The 17,044-nt window shown below is 71.7% G+C and carries 20 protein-coding genes; 7 read left to right on the forward strand and 13 right to left on the reverse strand.

The features are described from left to right. Positions 1–4 precede the first annotated feature (4 nt). The 6 genes from ASF60_RS00300 to ASF60_RS00325 are packed head-to-tail and all read right to left on the reverse strand — an operon-like array spanning position 5 to position 2,375. A complete protein-coding gene (locus ASF60_RS00300; protein ID WP_056178570.1) occupies positions 5–223 on the reverse strand; it encodes a phage tail assembly chaperone in 219 nt (72 codons plus the stop codon). After that, entirely contained in the window at positions 220–543 is a 324-nt protein-coding gene (locus ASF60_RS00305) for a gene transfer agent family protein (protein WP_056178573.1), read from the reverse strand. The genes ASF60_RS00300 and ASF60_RS00305 overlap by 4 nt, the downstream gene beginning before the upstream one ends. Next, on the reverse strand, positions 543–950 hold the full coding sequence (locus tag ASF60_RS00310; protein ID WP_056178576.1) for a phage major tail protein, TP901-1 family: 408 nt from the start codon (positions 948–950) through the stop codon (positions 543–545). Before ASF60_RS00310 ends, ASF60_RS00305 begins: the two co-directional genes overlap by 1 nt. Positions 951–994: 44 nt before the next feature. Then, positions 995–1,429: a DUF3168 domain-containing protein gene (locus ASF60_RS00315; RefSeq protein WP_056178580.1), complete on the reverse strand. Its 435-nt coding sequence runs from the start codon at positions 1,427–1,429 to the stop codon at positions 995–997. Further along, entirely contained in the window at positions 1,426–1,782 is a 357-nt protein-coding gene (locus ASF60_RS00320) for a head-tail adaptor protein (protein WP_056178583.1), read from the reverse strand. The genes ASF60_RS00315 and ASF60_RS00320 overlap by 4 nt, the downstream gene beginning before the upstream one ends. 23 nt (positions 1,783–1,805) lie before the next feature. Continuing rightward, positions 1,806–2,375 (reverse strand): head-tail connector protein, encoded by a 570-nt coding sequence (locus ASF60_RS00325; RefSeq protein WP_056179895.1) that lies wholly within the window; start codon positions 2,373–2,375, stop codon positions 1,806–1,808. 86 nt (positions 2,376–2,461) lie between these two features. Between ASF60_RS00325 and ASF60_RS00330 the strand changes: the two genes are divergently transcribed. Both ASF60_RS00330 and ASF60_RS00335 read left to right on the forward strand, forming a co-directional pair. Then, positions 2,462–3,217, forward strand: a complete 756-nt coding sequence (locus tag ASF60_RS00330) for a trypsin-like serine protease (RefSeq protein ID WP_056179898.1) — start codon at positions 2,462–2,464, stop codon at positions 3,215–3,217. Positions 3,218–3,353: 136 nt separating this feature from the next. Continuing rightward, positions 3,354–4,271 carry a S1 family peptidase gene (locus ASF60_RS00335; RefSeq protein WP_082507658.1) on the forward strand — a complete coding sequence of 306 codons (918 nt, stop codon included), beginning with the start codon at positions 3,354–3,356 and terminating at the stop codon, positions 4,269–4,271. Between the two features lie 58 nt (positions 4,272–4,329). Here the strand turns inward: ASF60_RS00335 and ASF60_RS00340 are convergent, their stop codons facing one another. The 3 genes from ASF60_RS00340 to ASF60_RS25020 all read right to left on the reverse strand — a co-directional run bounded on the left by ASF60_RS00340 (position 4,330) and on the right by ASF60_RS25020 (position 7,723). Continuing rightward, positions 4,330–5,523, reverse strand: coding sequence for a cupin domain-containing protein (locus ASF60_RS00340; RefSeq protein ID WP_056178586.1), 1,194 nt, complete (start codon positions 5,521–5,523; stop codon positions 4,330–4,332). Between the two features lie 275 nt (positions 5,524–5,798). Continuing rightward, on the reverse strand, positions 5,799–7,115 hold the full coding sequence (locus ASF60_RS00345) for a phage major capsid protein (protein ID WP_082507660.1): 1,317 nt from the start codon (positions 7,113–7,115) through the stop codon (positions 5,799–5,801). Continuing rightward, positions 7,112–7,723, reverse strand: a complete 612-nt coding sequence (locus ASF60_RS25020; protein ID WP_056178589.1) for an HK97 family phage prohead protease — start codon at positions 7,721–7,723, stop codon at positions 7,112–7,114. The genes ASF60_RS00345 and ASF60_RS25020 overlap by 4 nt, the downstream gene beginning before the upstream one ends. Positions 7,724–7,930: 207 nt before the next feature. Between ASF60_RS25020 and ASF60_RS00355 the strand changes: the two genes are divergently transcribed. Beyond that, positions 7,931–8,230 carry a type II toxin-antitoxin system Phd/YefM family antitoxin gene (locus ASF60_RS00355; RefSeq protein WP_056178592.1) on the forward strand — a complete coding sequence of 100 codons (300 nt, stop codon included), beginning with the start codon at positions 7,931–7,933 and terminating at the stop codon, positions 8,228–8,230. Continuing rightward, positions 8,227–8,664 (forward strand): type II toxin-antitoxin system VapC family toxin, encoded by a 438-nt coding sequence (locus tag ASF60_RS00360; protein WP_056178595.1) that lies wholly within the window; start codon positions 8,227–8,229, stop codon positions 8,662–8,664. Before ASF60_RS00355 ends, ASF60_RS00360 begins: the two co-directional genes overlap by 4 nt. Positions 8,665–8,740: 76 nt before the next feature. Here ASF60_RS00360 and ASF60_RS00365 read toward each other — a convergent pair whose 3' ends face one another. The 4 genes from ASF60_RS00365 to ASF60_RS25030 all read right to left on the reverse strand — a co-directional run bounded on the left by ASF60_RS00365 (position 8,741) and on the right by ASF60_RS25030 (position 13,525). Beyond that, positions 8,741–9,898: a phage portal protein gene (locus ASF60_RS00365; protein WP_056178599.1), complete on the reverse strand. Its 1,158-nt coding sequence runs from the start codon at positions 9,896–9,898 to the stop codon at positions 8,741–8,743. A 36-nt stretch (positions 9,899–9,934) separates the two neighbouring features. After that, positions 9,935–11,215, reverse strand: coding sequence for a DNA-packaging protein (locus tag ASF60_RS00370; protein ID WP_056178602.1), 1,281 nt, complete (start codon positions 11,213–11,215; stop codon positions 9,935–9,937). Further along, the gene (locus ASF60_RS25025; protein WP_200940872.1) at positions 11,136–11,918 is read right to left on the reverse strand and encodes a hypothetical protein; all 783 of its coding nucleotides are present in this window, start codon (positions 11,916–11,918) and stop codon (positions 11,136–11,138) included. Before ASF60_RS25025 ends, ASF60_RS00370 begins: the two co-directional genes overlap by 80 nt. 533 nt (positions 11,919–12,451) lie before the next feature. Beyond that, complete coding sequence (locus tag ASF60_RS25030; RefSeq protein WP_056178608.1) at positions 12,452–13,525, reverse strand: hypothetical protein; 1,074 nt, start codon at positions 13,523–13,525, stop codon at positions 12,452–12,454. Between the two features lie 462 nt (positions 13,526–13,987). Here ASF60_RS25030 and ASF60_RS00385 point away from each other — a divergent pair, with 462 nt between their 5' ends. The 3 genes from ASF60_RS00385 (at position 13,988) to ASF60_RS00395 (ending at position 16,982) form a co-directional block, all read left to right on the forward strand. Continuing rightward, entirely contained in the window at positions 13,988–14,668 is a 681-nt protein-coding gene (locus ASF60_RS00385) for a cysteine hydrolase family protein (RefSeq protein ID WP_056179906.1), read from the forward strand. A gap of 71 nt (positions 14,669–14,739) precedes the next feature. Then, on the forward strand, positions 14,740–15,753 hold the full coding sequence (locus ASF60_RS00390) for an isopenicillin N synthase family dioxygenase (protein ID WP_056178611.1): 1,014 nt from the start codon (positions 14,740–14,742) through the stop codon (positions 15,751–15,753). Between the two features lie 143 nt (positions 15,754–15,896). After that, the gene (locus ASF60_RS00395; protein ID WP_056178614.1) at positions 15,897–16,982 is read left to right on the forward strand and encodes a BMP family ABC transporter substrate-binding protein; all 1,086 of its coding nucleotides are present in this window, start codon (positions 15,897–15,899) and stop codon (positions 16,980–16,982) included. Positions 16,983–17,044: the final 62 nt, after the last annotated feature.

Here is a 17,044-nt window from a genome sequence, read left to right on the forward strand (position 1 = left end):
CGGCTCAGGGGGGATCGGGATAGCGGTCGATCAGGTCGCGCAGGCCGGTCCCGTCGAGGGCGGCCCGGGGGCCGGACAGGCCGGCGGCGGCCATCAATTCGCGCGGCGTGGCACGCCAGAAATCGCGCGGGCGCCAGTGCAGACGCCCGAGACCGAGCGCCAGCGCCTCGTCCCACGGGAAGGCGGAGGGGGGCTCCGGCGCCGTCCCGCCCGTGGGACTCAAGGGGGGGCGGGGCTCTCCCCGAAGGCGGCGGCCAGCACCGCCCCGATGGCCGTGCCCATCGTCTCCAGGTCGCCGGCCAGCGGCAGGTCCGCCACCGCGGAGGCGTCGAGGTCGTGGCCGCCGCCCCGCAGGGCCGCGCCGAGCAGCGCGATGAGGTCGCGGCTCTTGAGGCGGCCCTCGCCGAGGCGGGCCGCGAGGTCGGTGAGGTCGGCGGCACCCAGGGCATCCTCGAGTTCGGCGAGCGCGCCCAGGGTGAGGCAGAGGGTGTAGCGCTCCGTTCCGAGGGCGAGCGCCACCTCGCCGCGCCTGCGATTGGCCATCAGGCGGCCGTGAAGGCGAGGGGGCCGGCCGAATCGAGGGCCATGTCGAAGGTCACCTCGCCGGCATGGTCGCCGCGATATTCGAGGCTGGCGATCTGGAACGCCCCCTCCAGGGTGCCGAAGCCCGGCACCACGATCTGGTAGGTCTCCAGCGTGCCGTCGAAGAACACCTGCCGCAGGCGGGCATCCGAGGCCTCGTCGCGGAAGACGCCCGCGCCCGAGACGGCGGCGCGGCGCACCCCCGCCCCGGCCAGGAGTTCGCGCCAGCGCCCGGCGGAATCGGCGTTGGTCACGTCGACGGCCTCGGCGTTGAAGGCGATCTGGCGGGCGCGCAGGCCCGCCACGGCCAGGAAGGCGCCGCCGTTGGCGATGCGGATGAGCAGGTCCTTGCCGCGTTGCGCTGCCATGGTTCAGCTCCGGATGTTCGAGGGGGGCGAGGGGGGAGGGGGGATCAGGCGGGCCGGCGCTCGGTGATCGCCCGCAGGGTCAGGGTGGCGCGGGCCTCGCCGCTGGCGGGGTCGCGCCGCACCGCGATGGCCTCCATGTCGAGGCGCACGAGGGTGTGGCCGGCGAGGCTCAGCGGCGCGTCGTACAGCAGGTCGGCGATGCGCTCGGCGGCATCGACCGCGCTGCGGATCGAGCCGGGCCGGGCGAACACGGTCACCCCGAGGGCGTGCCGGTGGCGCCGGGCGCCGTCGACGGAATCGTCGCGGATCTCGGCATCGCCGAACAGGGCGTAGACGGGGGCGCTGCCGCGCGGCGGCTCGTCGCCGAGGCGCACGGAGCCGCCCATCAGGCGGGCCAGGGCGGCGTCGGTGGCGAGATAGGCCAGGATCGCGGCGCGCAGGGCGAGCAGCGGGCTGGTGGGGGAAGGGGGCAGGCTCATGCGGCACCGGCCTCGCCGACGAGTTCCTCGACCTGGCAGACCACCTCGCGCCGGCGCCCGTCCGGGTCGCCCGCGCTCTGGATGGCGAAGCGGCGCGGCCCGCTCGCGAGCCGCATCGCCGGGGTGATCTCGGGTCCGAACCGGAATCGGATCCGGTGGGTGGCGACCGCCTCGGCCCGCCCGAAGCGCGTCCGCGCGACGGGCCGCAGCGGTTCGATTGCGCCCCACAGCAGCGGCCCGGCGACGTAGCGGCGCACCACGCCGCCGAAGCCGTCGGGCTCCTCCAGCGGGCGTTCGAGCACGAAACGGCGGCGCCGCGCGCCGATCGGCACGCCGGTCGAGGGGTCAGCCATGGGACGATCTCCGGGAAACGGCGCTACAGGCGCAGGCGGCGCAGCGGGTCGATCAGGGCGGCGATCGCCGGCGGCGGCGACCCGTCGCCGGGGCCGTCGCCGCGATGCTCGAAGGCGTGCGCGACGAGGAGCCGGATCGCCTGGACCAGACCCGGCGGGATCGGCGGCCCGGCGCCCCCGTGCCCGGCATCGACCTCGATCAGGGCAGCGCGTTCATTGAGCGCCGGCACGGCCGGATCGATGATGAGGCCCGGCGCCTCGATGGGGTCCGCCCCGACCCGCACCAAACCGGGCGCCAGATCGATGACGAGGCCCGCGCCGTCGACCAGCCCCGCCCGCGCCACGGCCACCACGGGGCTCAGGGATAGCGGCAGCCGGCCGTCGCGCGGCCAGGCCGTGAGCATCAGGCGATAGCGGCCGGGCACCAGGATGCGGCCGGCGGCCAGCTCCACCTGCGCCCGGGCGCTCGCGATCAGGCTCTCCACCAGGGCGTTCTCGGCTCCGCCGTCGTCGGGATCGAGGCGCAGGTAGCCGCGCATCTCGGCGAGCGTGACCGGCTCGACGATGGCGGCATCGACGCGTATCGGGGTCATCGTCGTCTCCGTCTGGGACATTCGAAGGAAGGATCGCGATGGCGCGCGAAGGAAGGATCGCGATGGCGCGCGAAGGAAGGATCGCGATGGCGCGCGGATCGAGGCCGCTTGTCCGCCTGGCATTGCCGGGCGCCCTGGCCTGGCTGGCTGCCGCCGGACCGGCGGGCGCGGTGGTGGGCGGGCGCCCGGCCCCGGAGGCGGCGGCCTCGGCCGTGATGGTGCTGTCCTCGAACGGCGGCGTCTGCACCGGCATCGTGGTGGCGGCCGATGCGGTGCTCACCGCGGCTCACTGCGTTGCGGCCCGGGCCGAGCACCGGGTGCATTACAAGGACGCGGCCGGCGCGCCGGTGCTGGCCGAGATCGCCGCCCGCGCCCTCCACCCCGGCTACGATGCCGGCGCGGTGGCGGGCCGCCGCCGCTCCATCGACCTCGCCCTGGTGCGCCTCGCGGCCCCCCTGCCGGCCCGGTTCGTGCCGGCGACCTTGAGCGCCACGATGCCGGGCGCGGGCGAGCGCCTGACGCTCTCGGGCTACGGCGTCGCGGCCCCGGGCGATGCCCGCAGCACCGGCACCTATCGCAGCGTCGATCTCGGCGTGGTCGCGCCGCACGGCCCGAGCCGCATTCTGGTCTGGCTCGGCGCCGGCCCCGGCGGGGCGAGCGCCTGCCACGGCGACAGCGGCGGCCCGATCGCCGCCGGACCGGCCGTCCTGGCGGTCTCGGCCTGGGTCGCCGGCAAAGCCTGCGGCGGCATCTCGCAGGGCATCCTGCTGGCCCCGCAGCAGGCCTGGATCGACCGCACCCTGGGGGGCTGGCAGAGTGCCGCGCGCTGGTCCGCCCCCTGAGCGCCCGCGCCGCCGCGTGACCCTCGACCTGCGGTGATCGGGCGGCGGGCGGAACCAGAGCTTGGCCGAGCCATTGCGTTCCGGTACGCTCCGTTCCGTTCACGTCCAGACCATCGCCGGACGCGGGAGAGACACGATGTTGCCGACCGCGCCGCGCCCGTCTGCCCTCATCCAAGCCGCTCTTATCCAAGCCGCCTCCTTCGGAACGGGCCGCACGGCGGCGTCCCTGGCCGGGGCCGCGCTCGTGCTGGCGGCCCTCGGGACGCCGGCCTCGGCGGTGATCAACGGTGAGGTCTCGCGCGATCCCAACGGGCTGCGCGCCTCGGTGGTGCGGATCGAGAGCACCCAGGGCGAGATCTGCTCGGGCACCCTGATCGCCCGCGACCTCGTGCTCACCGCCGCCCATTGTGTGATGCACCAGGCCGGCTACAGCGTGGTGGCGGTCGACCGGGCCTTCCGCTCACGCCGCATCAACGCCATCGCGGCCTCCATGCACCCGGATTTCGTGCCCGGCACCACGCCGGAGGACCAGCCGGGAATCGACCTCGCCCTGATCAAGCTGGCCGAGCCCCTGAGCGACGACTTCCTGCCCCTCGACCCGCGCGGCGGCGCCATCAACACCGGCGACGCCGTCGACATCGCCGGCTTCGGCGTCGTCGCGGAGAACCGCCGCAACACCGCCCGCACCCTGCGCCAGGCCCATCTCGTCTCGATCGGCTCGCTTCAGGTTGCCAACCGGGTCACCGTGGTCACCGACCGCCGCCGCATGGCCGAGACGGCGGGGGCCGGCGCCTGCCTCGGCGATTCCGGCGGGCCGATCCTGCGCGCCGTCCCCGGCGGCTACCAGATCGTCGGGGTGGTGAGCTGGTCGAGCGGCGCCATGCGCCAGGACCGCAAGGCCCGCACCGCCTGCGGCGGCTTCACCGCCGTGACCCCCACGGGCGAGCATGCGGGCTGGATCAGCCAGCGCGCCGCCGAGTTCGCCCGCATGCCCTCCGGCGCCTCGATCGGCGCCACCCGCTCGGACTGGATGGCCAAGCCCGGCCGGCGCTGATCCGGTCTGCGCCGGCGCGACCCCAGTCAGGCGTCGACGCCACCCCTTCATGCGGGTCTCAGGTGCGGTCCTTCACCGGTCGGCTGAAGGTCTGGGCCACCGACGGGAACCCGGCAACCGCCTGTTCACGGACGCCGAGATTGGCGGCGAGCATCGGGCGCGGCACCCGGGCCAGCCAGGTCGCCAGCAGAGTTTCATCGAAGAGGCCGCTGTCGTGCACGCCGACGATCTCGGCGGTCTCTGCACCGATGTTCTCCACCGAATGTCCGCAGGCGCGGGGCAGGTAGGCGCAGTCGCCCGGCCCAAGCTCGGCCACGCCCATGTGCTTGTCCTGTGCGAACAGCGTGACGCGCGTCCGGCCCCGCACCACGTAGTGCCACTCGTTCGCGCGCGTGTGCCAGTGAGGGGCGTGCACCGCGCCCGGCGCGAGGCGCACCAGAAAGCCGGTCATCCCCGACGAGACCGGGAAGGCGCTGGCGGGCGCCACCCGCATCGCCGAGCCGGCGCCCTCGGCGCATGCGGCGGCATCGGCCAGCGCGAAGCGATGGCTGCGCGCCGGCGGCAGGAGGCGCTCGGCCCGCGCGGCCACGCTGTCGCGGGGTACGACCGGCCCCTGGATGATGTAGGTCTCGCCGCCCGGCAGGGCCGCCAGCGTCGCCTCCGGCACATTGAGAGCGCCGCGTAGGAGGGTGGGGTCGATCCGGCTCATCCAGTCGGTCAGCCCGAAGGTCCCGTGCTCGCCGAACAGGCCGTCGTCGAAGGCCAGGATGGCGTGGCACGGCTCGGTCCCGAGGGTCTGGATCGCGTGCGCGTGGCCGCCCGGGAAGTACCAGGTGTCGCCGGGTCCGAAGTTGACGACCTCCATCTCGCCGGCCTCGTCGATCACCGTCGCCTGGCAATGGCCGGCGATGATGTAGCCCCACTCGGCCGAGGCGTGCCAATGCATCTCGCGCACGCCGCCCGCATTGAGGAAGATATGGGCGCCCGCGATCCCGGTGGCGATGGGAAGCTGGTGCGTGGTGATCTCCCGCGCCCAGCCGCCCGAGGTCGCCTTGATCGGTCCGCCGTCGAGGGAGGCCGTGAAGGCGGGCGCGGTGCCAGCTTTACGCGGGATCGTGCGCAGGAAGGTGGAATCGGGGGCCACGTCGGCTCCCGACGCATGGCCGTCCTCCACCGCCCGTGCCCCACCGGCGGCCAGGCTGCCTCCGGCCGCGAGCGCGCCGAGAAACATGCGGCGGTTGGTCTGGTCCATGGTGCCTCCTTCGAGCGCGGGCGCCGCCGCGACGACAGGTCTCCGGCCGGCGGGAGCGCCCCGGAACTGTTTAAGCGCCCGCGTGCGTCTTGAATTTCCTGCCGCGCCCGAGTGTATCCACATCTTGGTCTGACGATCGCGCGACAGCGTTTCCGTTTCATCAAGACCAGGGCCGTGTCGCCCACGCAGCTCCAGGAGCTCCAGGAGCCCCGGGAGCCTCAGGAGCCTCAGGAGCCGCAAGGAGTCCCCGGACCCGAAGGTCCGGGGCGCCGGTGTCAGGCCGCGAAGGCCAGGAGCTTGAGCGCGTCGAAGTCCTGCACGCCGCCGCCGACGCGCTTGGTGGTGTAGAACAGCACGTAAGGCTTCGCCGAGTAGGGGTCGCGCAGCACCCGCAGGCCGGCGCGATCGACCACGAGGTAGCCGCGGCGGAAATCGCCGAACGCCACCGAGAGGCTGCCGGCGGCGGCGTTCGGCATCGCCTCGGCCTCCGAGACGGGGAAGCCCAGCAGGGTCGCGGAGGCCCCGGCCGCCAGCGGCGGCTGCCACAGGTAGTTGCCGTCCTGATCCTTGAACTTGCGGATCGTGGCCTGCACGCGCCGGTTCATCACGAAGGTGGCGTTCTGCCGGTAGCCGGCGCGCAGGGCATAGACGAGGTCGAACAGCACGTCCGACGGGTTCGCCGCCGGGAAGGCGCCGGCGACGCCGGTCGACACCGTCCCGAGCTTGCCCGGCACCCAGGCGGTGTTGGCCACCGTCTCGTAGCTGAGGAAGCCGCGCGGGCGGCTGACGCCGTTGCCGGTGACGAAGGCGGTGCTCTCCTGCTCGGCGAAGGCGGTCTCGACCTCGTCGGCGAGCCAGGCGTCGATGTCGACGATGGCGTCGTCGAGCAGCGTCTGGGTCGCCGCCGGCATGGCGTAGAGTTCCATGGCGGGGAAGCTCAGCTCGGACAGGACCGGGGTGTCGGTCTGCGGCCGGGGCGCGGTCTCGGCGACCCAACCCGAGACGGCATCCCGCACCGAGACCGCCCGCTTGTACTGGCCCGACGAGATGACCCGCACGGTGGCCAGCGCCCGGATCGGCGACAGGTTGGAGAGCCGGGTCAGCACCATGCGCTCGACCTCGGCCGGCACGAGGTAGCCGCCATCCGGGCCGGAGCCGGCCGAGAGGGCCTTCGCCTCCAGGCGCTTGAGACCGCCGCTCTCGCCGGCCCGGACATAGAGGTCGAAGGCCGCCTTGTGCTCGATGCTGGCCCCGTCGCGCGGAGCCGGCGCGCCTCCGCCCAGGGGCGGGCGGCGGTGGTCGAGGGTGAGCCGGTCGAGGCGGGTGCGGGCCGTGTCGAGGGCGGCGTCGATGCGGGCGAGCTTCTCCTCGGTGAGGACGTCGCCGGGGGCGCGGCCCTCGAGTTCGGCCAGACGGGCGTCGTTGGTCTCCTTGAAGGCCTCGAAGGCGCGGGAGAGGTCGGTCAGCGCGGTGCCCACCGCCGGGTCGGCGGTGGTGGCGGCCTTGTCCTCCAGGGGCGGCAGCAGGCCTTTCACCTCGGGTGCCAGACGCTGGGGGTGGCCGGAAATCTGGCCGGGAATCTGAACGGTCATGCGAACCTCGCTGAGCGGGCGGGCAGGATGGCGCCGGGCCGAGGCCCGGGCCGGGTGGAGGGAGAAGCCGCGCGCCGGTGCGGCGCCATGCGGTGGGCCAGGGCCCGGATGTCGTTGGCCAGGGCGACGCCCGCCCGGATGCGAGCCGCGGCGTCCTGATTTGGCGTGGCGGCGGCCTGATTTGGCGTGGCAGCGGCCTGGGCCGGCGCGGTGATCCGTGCGCCGGCCTGGAGCGGGAAGGTCACCAGCGAGATCTCCCACAGGTCGATCGCCTCAAGCCGGCGGTTGCCGCCGCGCTCGGGCCGGGCGCGCAGCGTGCGAAACCCGATCGAGAGCCCGTCGAGCGAACCGTCGCGCAGCAGGGCGTCGAGTTCCCGGGCGCGCTGGACCGCGAGGTTGAGCTGGCCGGCGACGCGCAGGCCCCGGGCATCCTCCCGCAGGCTGAGCCAGCGCCCGACCGGCTCGGCCGGATCGTGCTGCCACAGCATGCGGACGCCGGCGACGCCGCGCGCCGCGAGGCTCTGCGCGAAGGCGCCGGGCGCCACCACGTCCCGCCCGAGATCGGGCACGCCGAAGAGGCTGGCATAGCCGGTGAAATGGCCGTCCATGGGGGGCTCCGCCGCATGAGTTGGAATTCGAACCGCCCGCGCCCGGCTCGTCGTCCGAGCCGCGCGGGCCGACGAATCTGCGAGAGGTCAAGAACCCGGCAGAGGCCGGATGGCCGTGGTGATCGAGTCCGGACGGCCTGATGGCACGTCCCGTTGACCGTTCGCGCCAAATGTGGACACATCGTGTGTACACGGTGGAGGCAGAGCATGGCCCAGGACGACAAGACGGTTCCGCGCGCGCTCCCCAAAGTCGGCGTGCGCGAATTTCGCGGTAATTTTTCCGGCTTCATGCGCCAGGTCCGTCATGGCGCTTCCTTCGCGGTGACCGCCCGCGACGAGGTCATCGCGATCGTTCACCCGCCCCAGCCCTTGCCCCGGCGCAGGCCTGGCACGCTGCGCGGGCAGATCGAGATGGCGCCGGATTTCGATGTCCTGCCGCCCGAGTTGCTGGCCGCCATGGAGGGACGTGCGATGGACGGAGAGGTCTCGGAGACCGAGGAGGAATGAAACTTCTCCTCGACACGCATGCCCTGCTCTGGTGGCTGCTCGCGGACCCGAAGCTCGGTCCGGCCGCTCGGGACCTGATCGCAGACCCCACCAACGACGTTCTCGTCTCGGTTGCCTCGCTCTGGGAGATCCAAGTGAAGGTGCGCGTCGGTAAGCTGAGGGCCGATCTCGGCGACATCCTCGACGCGGTTCGGGACCAGGGCTTCGAAGTGGTCGGGATCACGCCAGCACATCTGCTGGCACTCGGCGACCTTCCCCGGCACCATGGGGACCCGTGGGATCACCTGCTCATCGCCCAGGCGAAAGCCGAGGACGCCGTCTTCCTCTCCGAGGACCGACACGTTCCGGCCTATCCGGTTGCGTTCGTGACCTGCTCCGGGTCTGCGCAGGCGGGACGGGGGATGTCCGCACCAGAACCGTCGGGTCCATTCTGAACCAGGCAGATTCTCACGTCTTTCCTGTTCGCTTGTCGTGTCGGGATAACCGGTTTCCACCGATCCCTGACAAACTCTAACGCGGCCCGTAGCCCACCGCCTCGCGCTTTTCCGCCTCGGTCAGGAAATCCGCCGCTTGGACCCGGCGCCACAGGCTCTCGCGCTCGGGCGCCAGGGCCTCGATGGCGTCGAGGTCCGGTTCCAGGCGGATGGGGCCGAAGGCGGGTGCGAGCCAATGGGCCAGGGCCTCGGCGGTGCGGCGCACCAGGGGGATCACGGTCTGGCGGTAGAAGGCGCGGTTGGCTTCGGCGTAATTCGCCAGGGTGTTGTCGCCGGGCAGGCCGAGCAGCAGGGGCGGCACGCCGAAGGCCAGGGCGATCTCGCGGGCCGCGCCGCTCTTGGCCTCCACGAAATCCATGTCCTTGGGCGAGAGCGCCAGGGGCTTCCAATCGAGCCCGCCCTCCAGCAGCAGCGGCCGCCCGGCATTGCCGGCGCCCTGGTAATTGGCCTCCAGCTCGCCCTTGAGCCGGCTGAACTGCGCGTCGCTCAGGGTCGAGCCGGCGGCGGTGGCGAACACCAGCGCGCCGGAGGGCCGCGCCGCGTTGTCGAGGAGCGCCTTGTTCCAGGCGCCGGCCGCGTTGTGGATGTCGAGGGCCACCGCCGCCGCCTCCATCGGCGAGAGGCCGTAATGGTCGTCGGTCGGGTGGAACAGGGTGAGGTGGAGGATCGGGGCCACGCCCTCCGTCACCTGGTCGAATCGTAGCATGCGCCCGCCGACCGCGTAATCGTAGGCCACCGGCCAGCCGTCGGGGCCGGGCACCACCCGCATCCGGTCGGGCCGGAGCGCGTGCAGCTCGCGCGGCACGCCGTCGAGGCCCGTCGCCTGGAGGTAGGCGTTGCCGGAGACCATCAGGTGTCCGTACAGCGCTTCGAGCAGTCCCGCCCCGCCCTGGCGCGGGTTCGGCCGGGCCAGCAGCGTCTCCAGCGGATGGGGTCCGGCGGCGCTTTCGCCCACCCGTCCGAGCGGCAGGCTCGCGGCGGCCTCGGCCACCAGCCGCACCGCCCGGTGGACGATGGCGTTGCGCTGGAACCCCTCGCGGGCCAGCGCCCCGATGTCGCGCGGCGTCCACGAGGGCCGACCCTCGCCATAGAAGGCGACACCGAGGCCCGGCACGGGGGCCGCCTTGGTGTCGGGCGCGGCGCGGCGCACGAGCCGGGAGAGGAGGTTCGCCATCGGGGCCTCGCGGAAGCGATGAGAGTCGGTCGGGTGTCAGAGCCGCCGGATGCGCGGCTCCGGCGCGCTCCGCAGCAGCAGGTGCGTCAGCGCCCAGACCAGGGCGTCGAGGCGGTCGGGCGAGGCCCCGGAGGAGAGGCCGTCCGGGCCGAAATCGCAGAGTTCGTCCTCCAGGTCCGGCAGGGCGCCGACATGGTGGACGCGTCCCTGCGCGTACAGCACCGAGACCGGCTCGGCCCGCAGGTACTTGCCCCGCGTGGCCCGCACGGCCGTCACCGGCACGGCGGCATCGACCTGGGCCAGGACGGCGATCGCCATCTCGCCCCCCTGGTTGACCTCGACCACGAGGCCGTCGGCGGAGAGCCGATGGTAGAGCGCCAGGGCCGCCGAGGCCCAGGCTTCCGGCGCCGCCCGGGCGAGGGTGGCGTCGGCGAGCACGTAGGCGTGGCCGGCGGCGTCGAGCCCGGCCGCGACGATCCCGCAGGCATCGGCCCCGGCCCGAGAGGAGGCCGGCGGGTCGATCGCCACGACGATGCGGCGCAAATCCTCCGGCGCCCGCGGGACCCGGTGGGCTTCGAGGCCGTCGCGGATCCACAGGGCATCGGCCCGGTCCTCGATCAGCTCGCCGTCGAGTTCCTGGCGCCCGAGGCGGGTGCCCGCGTAGCGCCCCACCACCGCGTCGAGGAAGGACGGCGCGAGGTTGGCGGCGTTGTCGGCGGTGCGCGCCCGGCTGACCACCGTCCGCGAATCCGTCAGGATTCGCCGCAGCAGCGGGATCGGCCGGGGCGTGGTGGTGACGAGGCCGCGCGGGCGGTGCCCGAGGCGCAGGCCGAACTGGATCATGTCGTAGGCGGCCTCGGCGTAGCGCCACTTGGCGATCTCGTCGGACCAGGCCGCCCCGAATTGCGGCCCGCGCAGGGAATCCGGCTCCTCGGCCGAGAAGACGAGGCCGACCGCGCCGTTGTCCCATTCGAGGCGTCGGCGCGAGGGCGACCAGCGCGGCCGCCGACCGGTGAGGCCGAGGAGGCCGGAGGGCCCGTCCACCATCACGTCGCGCACATCCGCGAAGGTCTCGCCGATCAGGGCGATGCGCCCCACCGGCCGCCGGGTGAAGGCCGGGTCGCCGAGCGCCAGGGCCCGGACCCACTCGGCACCGGTGCGGGTCTTGCCCGCCCCGCGCCCGCCGATCACCGCCCAGGTGGTCCAATGATCGAGGCCGGGGCAGGGCGGCAGTTGGTCATCCCGCGCCGTCAGCAGCCAGTCCGTCGCCAGCGCCCGGATCAGGGGCGGCGGCAGGCTCTCCAGGAGGGCCGGCATCCGCCCGCTCGCCGCAGAGCGCCGCAGCGCGCCGCGCGATCTCCGCGCGCAGGGCGGGCAGATCGCCGTCCGGCCCGTCGCGGGCGGCCGCCTCGTCGTCGCCGGAGCCTGCTCCATCGCTTCCTCCCGCCGTGTCGTCGGTGGTCTCGTCGAGCAGGCGCTTCAGGCCGCCGAGGTCCCGCAGCACGCGAGCGCTGTCGAAGGCCCGGTCGCCGGCGGAGGCCCGGTCGCCAGCGGAGGCCTGCGTGCCCGCCACCCCGTTCAGCGCCGCATCGAAGAGCAGGATCTGACGGGCGATCTGGGCGCGGAGCGCCGCCCGCATCCGGCGGGGATCGGCCTCCCGCCCCAGGGCACGCCCGACCTCGCCGGGCCGGCGCCCCTCCAGGCCGCATTGCGCGAACAGGGCCTCGGCCCGGTGCCGGGCCGTGCCGAGCGCCAGCGCGAGGTCGCCGATGTCGATCCAATCCTCGCGGTAGAGCCGCGCCACCGCCGCCCGCCGTTCCGGCTTCCACCGCTCGGGCGTGAAGGCCGTGGAGGCCGTCGCCGCGGTCGGGCGCCAGCCGTAGCGCTTGTTCCAGGTCCGGATGGTGGTGACCCGCACGCCGGTCTCGGCCGCGATGGCGGTGACGGGACGCGCGGTGTCCCGCATGGCCGCCGCGACGGCATCCCGGATCGACGCGACGATCGGCTCGAGCTTCGCCACCGCCGCCTCCCCGTCATTCACACTTCTGGAGCGTAGGCTCTTGATACCTCAGGAGCGTCGCGCTGTCAAACATAAAGTCCTAATTTCGGACTTTATTCTGGAACGGCTGAGCGCAGATCGGCCTCCGGTGCTGGGTCTCGGTGGGCGCAGCGAACCGTTCCTCGTACCCGCCCGATCGAACCACGCGGCTTCACGCACGCACAGGTCCCGTCTGTCGGACGGCAGGCCTCTCGGAAAAGAGGCGCGATCGTAGAGGGGGACACGCCGTCATTCCGGGGCGCCGAAGGCGAGCCCGGCTCCGAAGGGGGGCGCCATCGGCGTGCAATCCAGAGCCGCCGACGGCGTTATGTTTTGTGCCGCCGATCGTTCAAAGCTTTGCATCACCTGTGTTTCTGGGTCCCGGGTTCCGCTGCGCGGCCCCGGGATGACGGTGAGCCTTACAAGACTGTTCGGCGTGCAAACTGGCGCCTGCGGTCGGCTTTGCCTTTCAGGAGAGGGGGCCGGATGGGCCGCCCCGCCGACGCCACCTCGCGTTACGGCGCCTTCTTGGTCCCCATGCAGGTCGACAGGTCGGTGAAGGCCTGCTGCATCGGGCCGAGGGCGAAGGGCACCGCGATGCCGTTCGCCTGGATTACGAGGCTCTTGCCGGCGGTGAGCCGCGTCACCGCTTCGACGGTGTTGGGGACATCGATCGAGACGGTCCGAGCGGTGTCGATCTTGGCGGCGAAGTCGGTGGCCCCGGCCCCATCCACCGTCCAGGCGCCCGCGACGGCACTGCCCTTCGGGAAGGGGAACTTCGCCGAGGTGGCGATGAGGCCGAGGCTCGGCCCGACCGCCACAAGGGCGAGGCCCGCAGGCTCGTTCAGCGCCATGCAGCCGGTGAAATCGGCGCCTTCGCCGATGGTGGTGATCTCATAGCGCCCGGCCGACGCGAGGGCTGCCGGTGCGGGGGCTGCGGGGGCCGGGGCAGGGGCCGGCGGGGCTGCCACGGGGGCCGCGGCCACGGCGGCTCCGCCCTTGGGAGCTTCAATCTTGGGAGCCTCAACCTTGGGAGCCTCAACCTTGGGAGCCTCGCCCTTGGGAGTTTCAACCTTGGCGATCTCGGCCTTGGCGGCGTTGCAGCGCCGGAGGGACTCGTAGCCCTCCGCAAATCCGCCGATCTCGAAATCGGCGTTGCCGTTGTCGAACTTCAGGATGATGGTCTGGGCCGCCATCAGCCTGGGGACGATGCTCGTCGGGAAGGTGGCGGTGAGGGATTGCCCGTCGCCGATCCAGCGCGCCTCGGCGTCGTAGCGGGTCTTGTCGAGGAAGAACGGCACCTTCACGCTCTCCTGCTTGTCCCACGTCCAGTTCTCATAGACGAGGCCCAGCGCCGCTTCCGTCTCACCCAGGGCGAAGATGATGCCGTTGACGGCGTTGCCGTCGTCCTTGTCCTGGTAGGTGTGGCTCATCAGGCAGGCGTGCGGGCTGGTGTCGCCGATCGTGCGCTCGATCTCCCAGCCCTTCACCATCTCGAAGGGCTGCCGCTCGGCCGCGAGGGACGGACCCGCGCCGAGGATGACGACGAGGGTCGCGACGCGCGATCCTCCGAGACGGCCACAACGCATGGTGTTTCTCCAAGTCCGAAAACGCGCGCGACCGGACGATCGCAAACGTGCAGGGGCCGCGAAACCAGACTTTCCGGGAGTTTCGCGGTCTATCCTCATGACCGCGATGGGACTTACGAAGTCTTCAGGCGCGCAGGCTTTTCCGCTGAGATTCCTAACGCTTCGTTCCGGGAGGGCCGCCGATCAAAAGCCGGCGAACGTCCGTGCGCCGCACGCGGCGTCCTCCTGTTCGCCAGGCCGATGGGGCGTGGATCGCTCGTGCGCTGCCGGAGGCCACACGCAACGAGCCGCCTGCCCAAGATCGGCCGATCTGCGCGCGCGATGGACTTACTGAAAAATAAAAGAGCAAGTCTGATTAATTCAGTTGCAGCTTGATCGTCGCAAGATCGGAGCGGGACCGATAGTGATGACCCAGGGGGCCTCGTCCGCATGGGTGTGGGGCCGGTGGGAGTCGCGCTCGCGATGCGAAGCTATATCGATGGTCGGCCGCAGGAACTCGGCGCGGCCTTCGCGCCCTTCTTCGATCCGGCAACGACCGTGGTCGTCTCCATCGACCTGCATCGCGGTCATCTCGATGACGACCCGGCCTGCCCGTGCCCGGCGCCCCGCGCCCGGGCGATCGTACCGGCGGTCGACGCGTTTCACCGGACCGCGCGGGCGGCCGGCATCCGCGTCATCCACGTGCGCAGCAGGCTTCGCGCAGGCGGCGTCGACGATGTCAACGGCCTGAAGGCCGCTTGGCGCCTGGTCTTCCCGCTGCATGTCGGAGACATCCCCAACGCCGACGAGCATGCGATCGAGGGAACACGCTGGAACGACTTCGTCACCGAGGTCGAGGACCGGGATCTGATCGTCGAAGGCAAGAAACGTCTCTCGGCCTTCCATCCGACCGACCTGGATTTTCTGCTCCGCAACCTCGGCACGCGCACCATCGTGTTCGACGGATGCCTGGCGGATTGCTGCATCCTCAACTCGGCCTTCGACGCTTCGAACCTCGGCTACCACGTCGTCGTGGCGGCCGACCTCGTCGCCGGCACCGACGCCGCCCTGGAGGCGTCCGCCCTGCGCATCGTCGCCACGCATCTCGGCCTGGTCAGCGACGCCGCGATGATCACGCAGGCCTGGCGTTGCCGCCTGCCGTAGGTGCGCAACCTGTGCTGGCATGGGGTTTGCCTTACGGTTTCTGACCATATGGTCAAACTAAGGACCTCGCCATGACGCTTCTGCAGGTTCCCGTGATCGATCTGACGCCCTACCGTGCGGGGACGCCGGAGGGCAAAGCCGCCGTCGCCGCCGAGGTCGATCAGGCGTGCCGGGATATCGGTTTCCTGGTGGTTTCGGGCCACGGCATCCCGGAATCGCTGATCGAGACGACTTACGCGGTCTCGAAGGCGTTCTTCGAGCGTCCCCATGCCGAGAAGCTCGCCGTCGAACGGCCGGCCCCCGATCAGGTCCGGGGCTACAGCGCCGTGGGCGGGGAGGGCCTCTCCTTCAGCCTCGACGCGCCGACGCCGCCGGACATCAAGGAATCGCTCTCGATCGGCCCGGTCGACGTGCCGCCCGACGATGCCTATGCGTTCGGCGCCGCCGCCGGGCCGCACTTCGCCCCGAACATCTGGCCGAATGAACCGGCGGAGTTGCGGACGGTGTGGACGGCGTATTTCCGCGCGGTCGACCGCCTGGCGCGTGACCTGATGCGGATCTTCGCCCTCGGGCTGAAGCTCGACGAGACCCACTTCGATCCGACCATCGACAAGAGCATCTCGATGATGCGCGCCCTGCGCTACCCGGCCCAGACCAACGCCCCGCTGCTCGATCAGCTCCGCGCCGGCGCCCATTCCGATTACGGCAGCATGACGATCCTGCGCAAGGAGATCGGCGACAGGAGCCTGCAGGTGAAGAACAAGCTCGGCGCATGGGTCGATGTGCCGGTGATTCCAGGCACCTTCATCGTGAACATCGGCGATCTGATGCAGCAATGGACCAACGACATCTGGTCGTCGACGGTCCATCGGGTGGTCAACCCGAGATTCGATACGGAGGAGAACGTCGATCGTCTGTCGATCGTGTTCTTCCACCAGCCGAACTACGACGCCGAGGTGGCCTGCCTGCCGACCTGCCAGGGACCCGGCAGGCCCGCGAAATATGCGCCCGTCACCTCGGGCGCCCACCTGCGCGCGAAGTTCGTCAAGCAGACGACCTTCGGCAGGGTCGCGCGGGCAGCCTGAGATGGCGCGCCGCGCCTCCGTCGACACCGTCCGGGTCACGCCGGCGTCGTGACGCCAGCCGGCGCCCCGCCCCGTCCACCCACCACCCCTCACCGCTCTCTGCGCCCCCATCCGGCGGCGTTTCTCCTGGAGGTTTCCACGACATGACACGACCCTTCTTCAAAGCCGCCGCGGTGGCGCTGGCTCTCCTGCTCCCGCTCGCGCCGGCCGTCGCGGCGCCCTTCAAGCTGAAGGCCGAACCCAAGATCGCCATGGTGATCTTCGGGCAGAAGAACGACGGTGGCTGGTCGCAGGCCGCCGACGAGGCCCGCGTGAAGATGGAAGCGGCGCTGGACATGAAGATCCCGGCCGTGGACGGGGTGAAGGAGAACGCCACGGCGATCCGTCCGGTGGTCGAGCTCTTCATCAAGCGCGGCTACAACATCATCATCGGCACCGCCTTCGGCTATTCCGACACCTTCAAGGAATTGTCCGAGAAGTATCCCGACGTCGCCTTCCTCAACCTGTCGGGCACCACCAACGGGCCGAACCTCGAATCGGTCTACGGGCGCACCTACGAGAGCCAGTATCTGTGCGGCATGGCCGCCGGCGCCGTGTCCAAGACCGGCAAGCTCGGCTTCGTCGCGGCCAATCCCTTCGGCGTCGTGAACTGGACGATCAGCGCCTACGAACTCGGCGCCCGCAAGATGAACCCGAACGCCACGCTCAACGTGGTCTATACCGGCATCTGGAACGACCCGGTGAAGGAGCGCGCCGCGGCCGAGGCCCTGGTCGACCAGGGTGTCGACGTGCTCGGCCAGCACGTGGACACGCCCGCCACCCAGATCGTCGCGCAGGAGCGCGGCATCTACGGCACCGGCCACCACCGCGACATGCGGGAATTCGCCCCCAAGGCGACCATCTGCTCCTCGGTCTGGACCTGGGACAAGGCCCTGCTCCCCGAGATCAAGAAGATCATGGCCGGCACGTGGGTGCCGGCGCCCAACGGCGCCTTACTCAGCATGGCCAAGGGTGGCACCGATATCGCTTGCTGCGGTCCGGCCGTGCCCCCGGCGGCGGTCAAGGAGATCCTGGCCGAGCGCAAGGCGATCATCGAGGGCAAGCAGATCTATGCCGGCCCCCTCGAGGATCGCGACGGCAAGCTGCGGGTCCCGGCCGGACAGGTCCTGAGCGACGCGGACCTCTGGAAGATGGACTGGTACGTGAAGGGCGTGATCACCCAGAAATGACCGTTCGGCGGCCGGGCTTCGCACCCGGCCGCCATCCCGTGTCCGACGAAGCGATCAACCCC

Source organism: Methylobacterium sp. Leaf113 (genome assembly GCF_001423325.1).
Classification (GTDB): domain Bacteria; phylum Pseudomonadota; class Alphaproteobacteria; order Rhizobiales; family Beijerinckiaceae; genus Methylobacterium.

Excerpts from the sequence above, each read along its gene's own strand:
- ASF60_RS00305 (WP_056178573.1), bottom strand. The coding sequence starts at position 543 with ATGGCCAATCGCAGGCGCGGCGAGGTGGCGCTCGCCCTCGGAACGGAG.
- ASF60_RS00310 (WP_056178576.1), bottom strand. The coding sequence starts at position 950 with ATGGCAGCGCAACGCGGCAAGGACCTGCTCATCCGCATCGCCAACGGC.
- ASF60_RS00315 (WP_056178580.1), bottom strand. The coding sequence starts at position 1,429 with ATGAGCCTGCCCCCTTCCCCCACCAGCCCGCTGCTCGCCCTGCGCGCC.
- ASF60_RS00320 (WP_056178583.1), bottom strand. The coding sequence starts at position 1,782 with ATGGCTGACCCCTCGACCGGCGTGCCGATCGGCGCGCGGCGCCGCCGT.
- ASF60_RS00325 (WP_056179895.1), bottom strand. The coding sequence starts at position 2,375 with ATGACCCCGATACGCGTCGATGCCGCCATCGTCGAGCCGGTCACGCTC.
- ASF60_RS00330 (WP_056179898.1), top strand. The coding sequence starts at position 2,462 with ATGGCGCGCGGATCGAGGCCGCTTGTCCGCCTGGCATTGCCGGGCGCC.
- ASF60_RS00335 (WP_082507658.1), top strand. The coding sequence starts at position 3,354 with ATGTTGCCGACCGCGCCGCGCCCGTCTGCCCTCATCCAAGCCGCTCTT.
- ASF60_RS00340 (WP_056178586.1), bottom strand. The coding sequence starts at position 5,523 with ATGGACCAGACCAACCGCCGCATGTTTCTCGGCGCGCTCGCGGCCGGA.
- ASF60_RS00345 (WP_082507660.1), bottom strand. The coding sequence starts at position 7,115 with ATGACCGTTCAGATTCCCGGCCAGATTTCCGGCCACCCCCAGCGTCTG.
- ASF60_RS25020 (WP_056178589.1), bottom strand. The coding sequence starts at position 7,723 with ATGGACGGCCATTTCACCGGCTATGCCAGCCTCTTCGGCGTGCCCGAT.
- ASF60_RS00355 (WP_056178592.1), top strand. The coding sequence starts at position 7,931 with ATGGCCCAGGACGACAAGACGGTTCCGCGCGCGCTCCCCAAAGTCGGC.
- ASF60_RS00360 (WP_056178595.1), top strand. The coding sequence starts at position 8,227 with ATGAAACTTCTCCTCGACACGCATGCCCTGCTCTGGTGGCTGCTCGCG.
- ASF60_RS00365 (WP_056178599.1), bottom strand. The coding sequence starts at position 9,898 with ATGGCGAACCTCCTCTCCCGGCTCGTGCGCCGCGCCGCGCCCGACACC.
- ASF60_RS00370 (WP_056178602.1), bottom strand. The coding sequence starts at position 11,215 with ATGCCGGCCCTCCTGGAGAGCCTGCCGCCGCCCCTGATCCGGGCGCTG.
- ASF60_RS25030 (WP_056178608.1), bottom strand. The coding sequence starts at position 13,525 with ATGCGTTGTGGCCGTCTCGGAGGATCGCGCGTCGCGACCCTCGTCGTC.
- ASF60_RS00385 (WP_056179906.1), top strand. The coding sequence starts at position 13,988 with ATGCGAAGCTATATCGATGGTCGGCCGCAGGAACTCGGCGCGGCCTTC.
- ASF60_RS00390 (WP_056178611.1), top strand. The coding sequence starts at position 14,740 with ATGACGCTTCTGCAGGTTCCCGTGATCGATCTGACGCCCTACCGTGCG.
- ASF60_RS00395 (WP_056178614.1), top strand. The coding sequence starts at position 15,897 with ATGACACGACCCTTCTTCAAAGCCGCCGCGGTGGCGCTGGCTCTCCTG.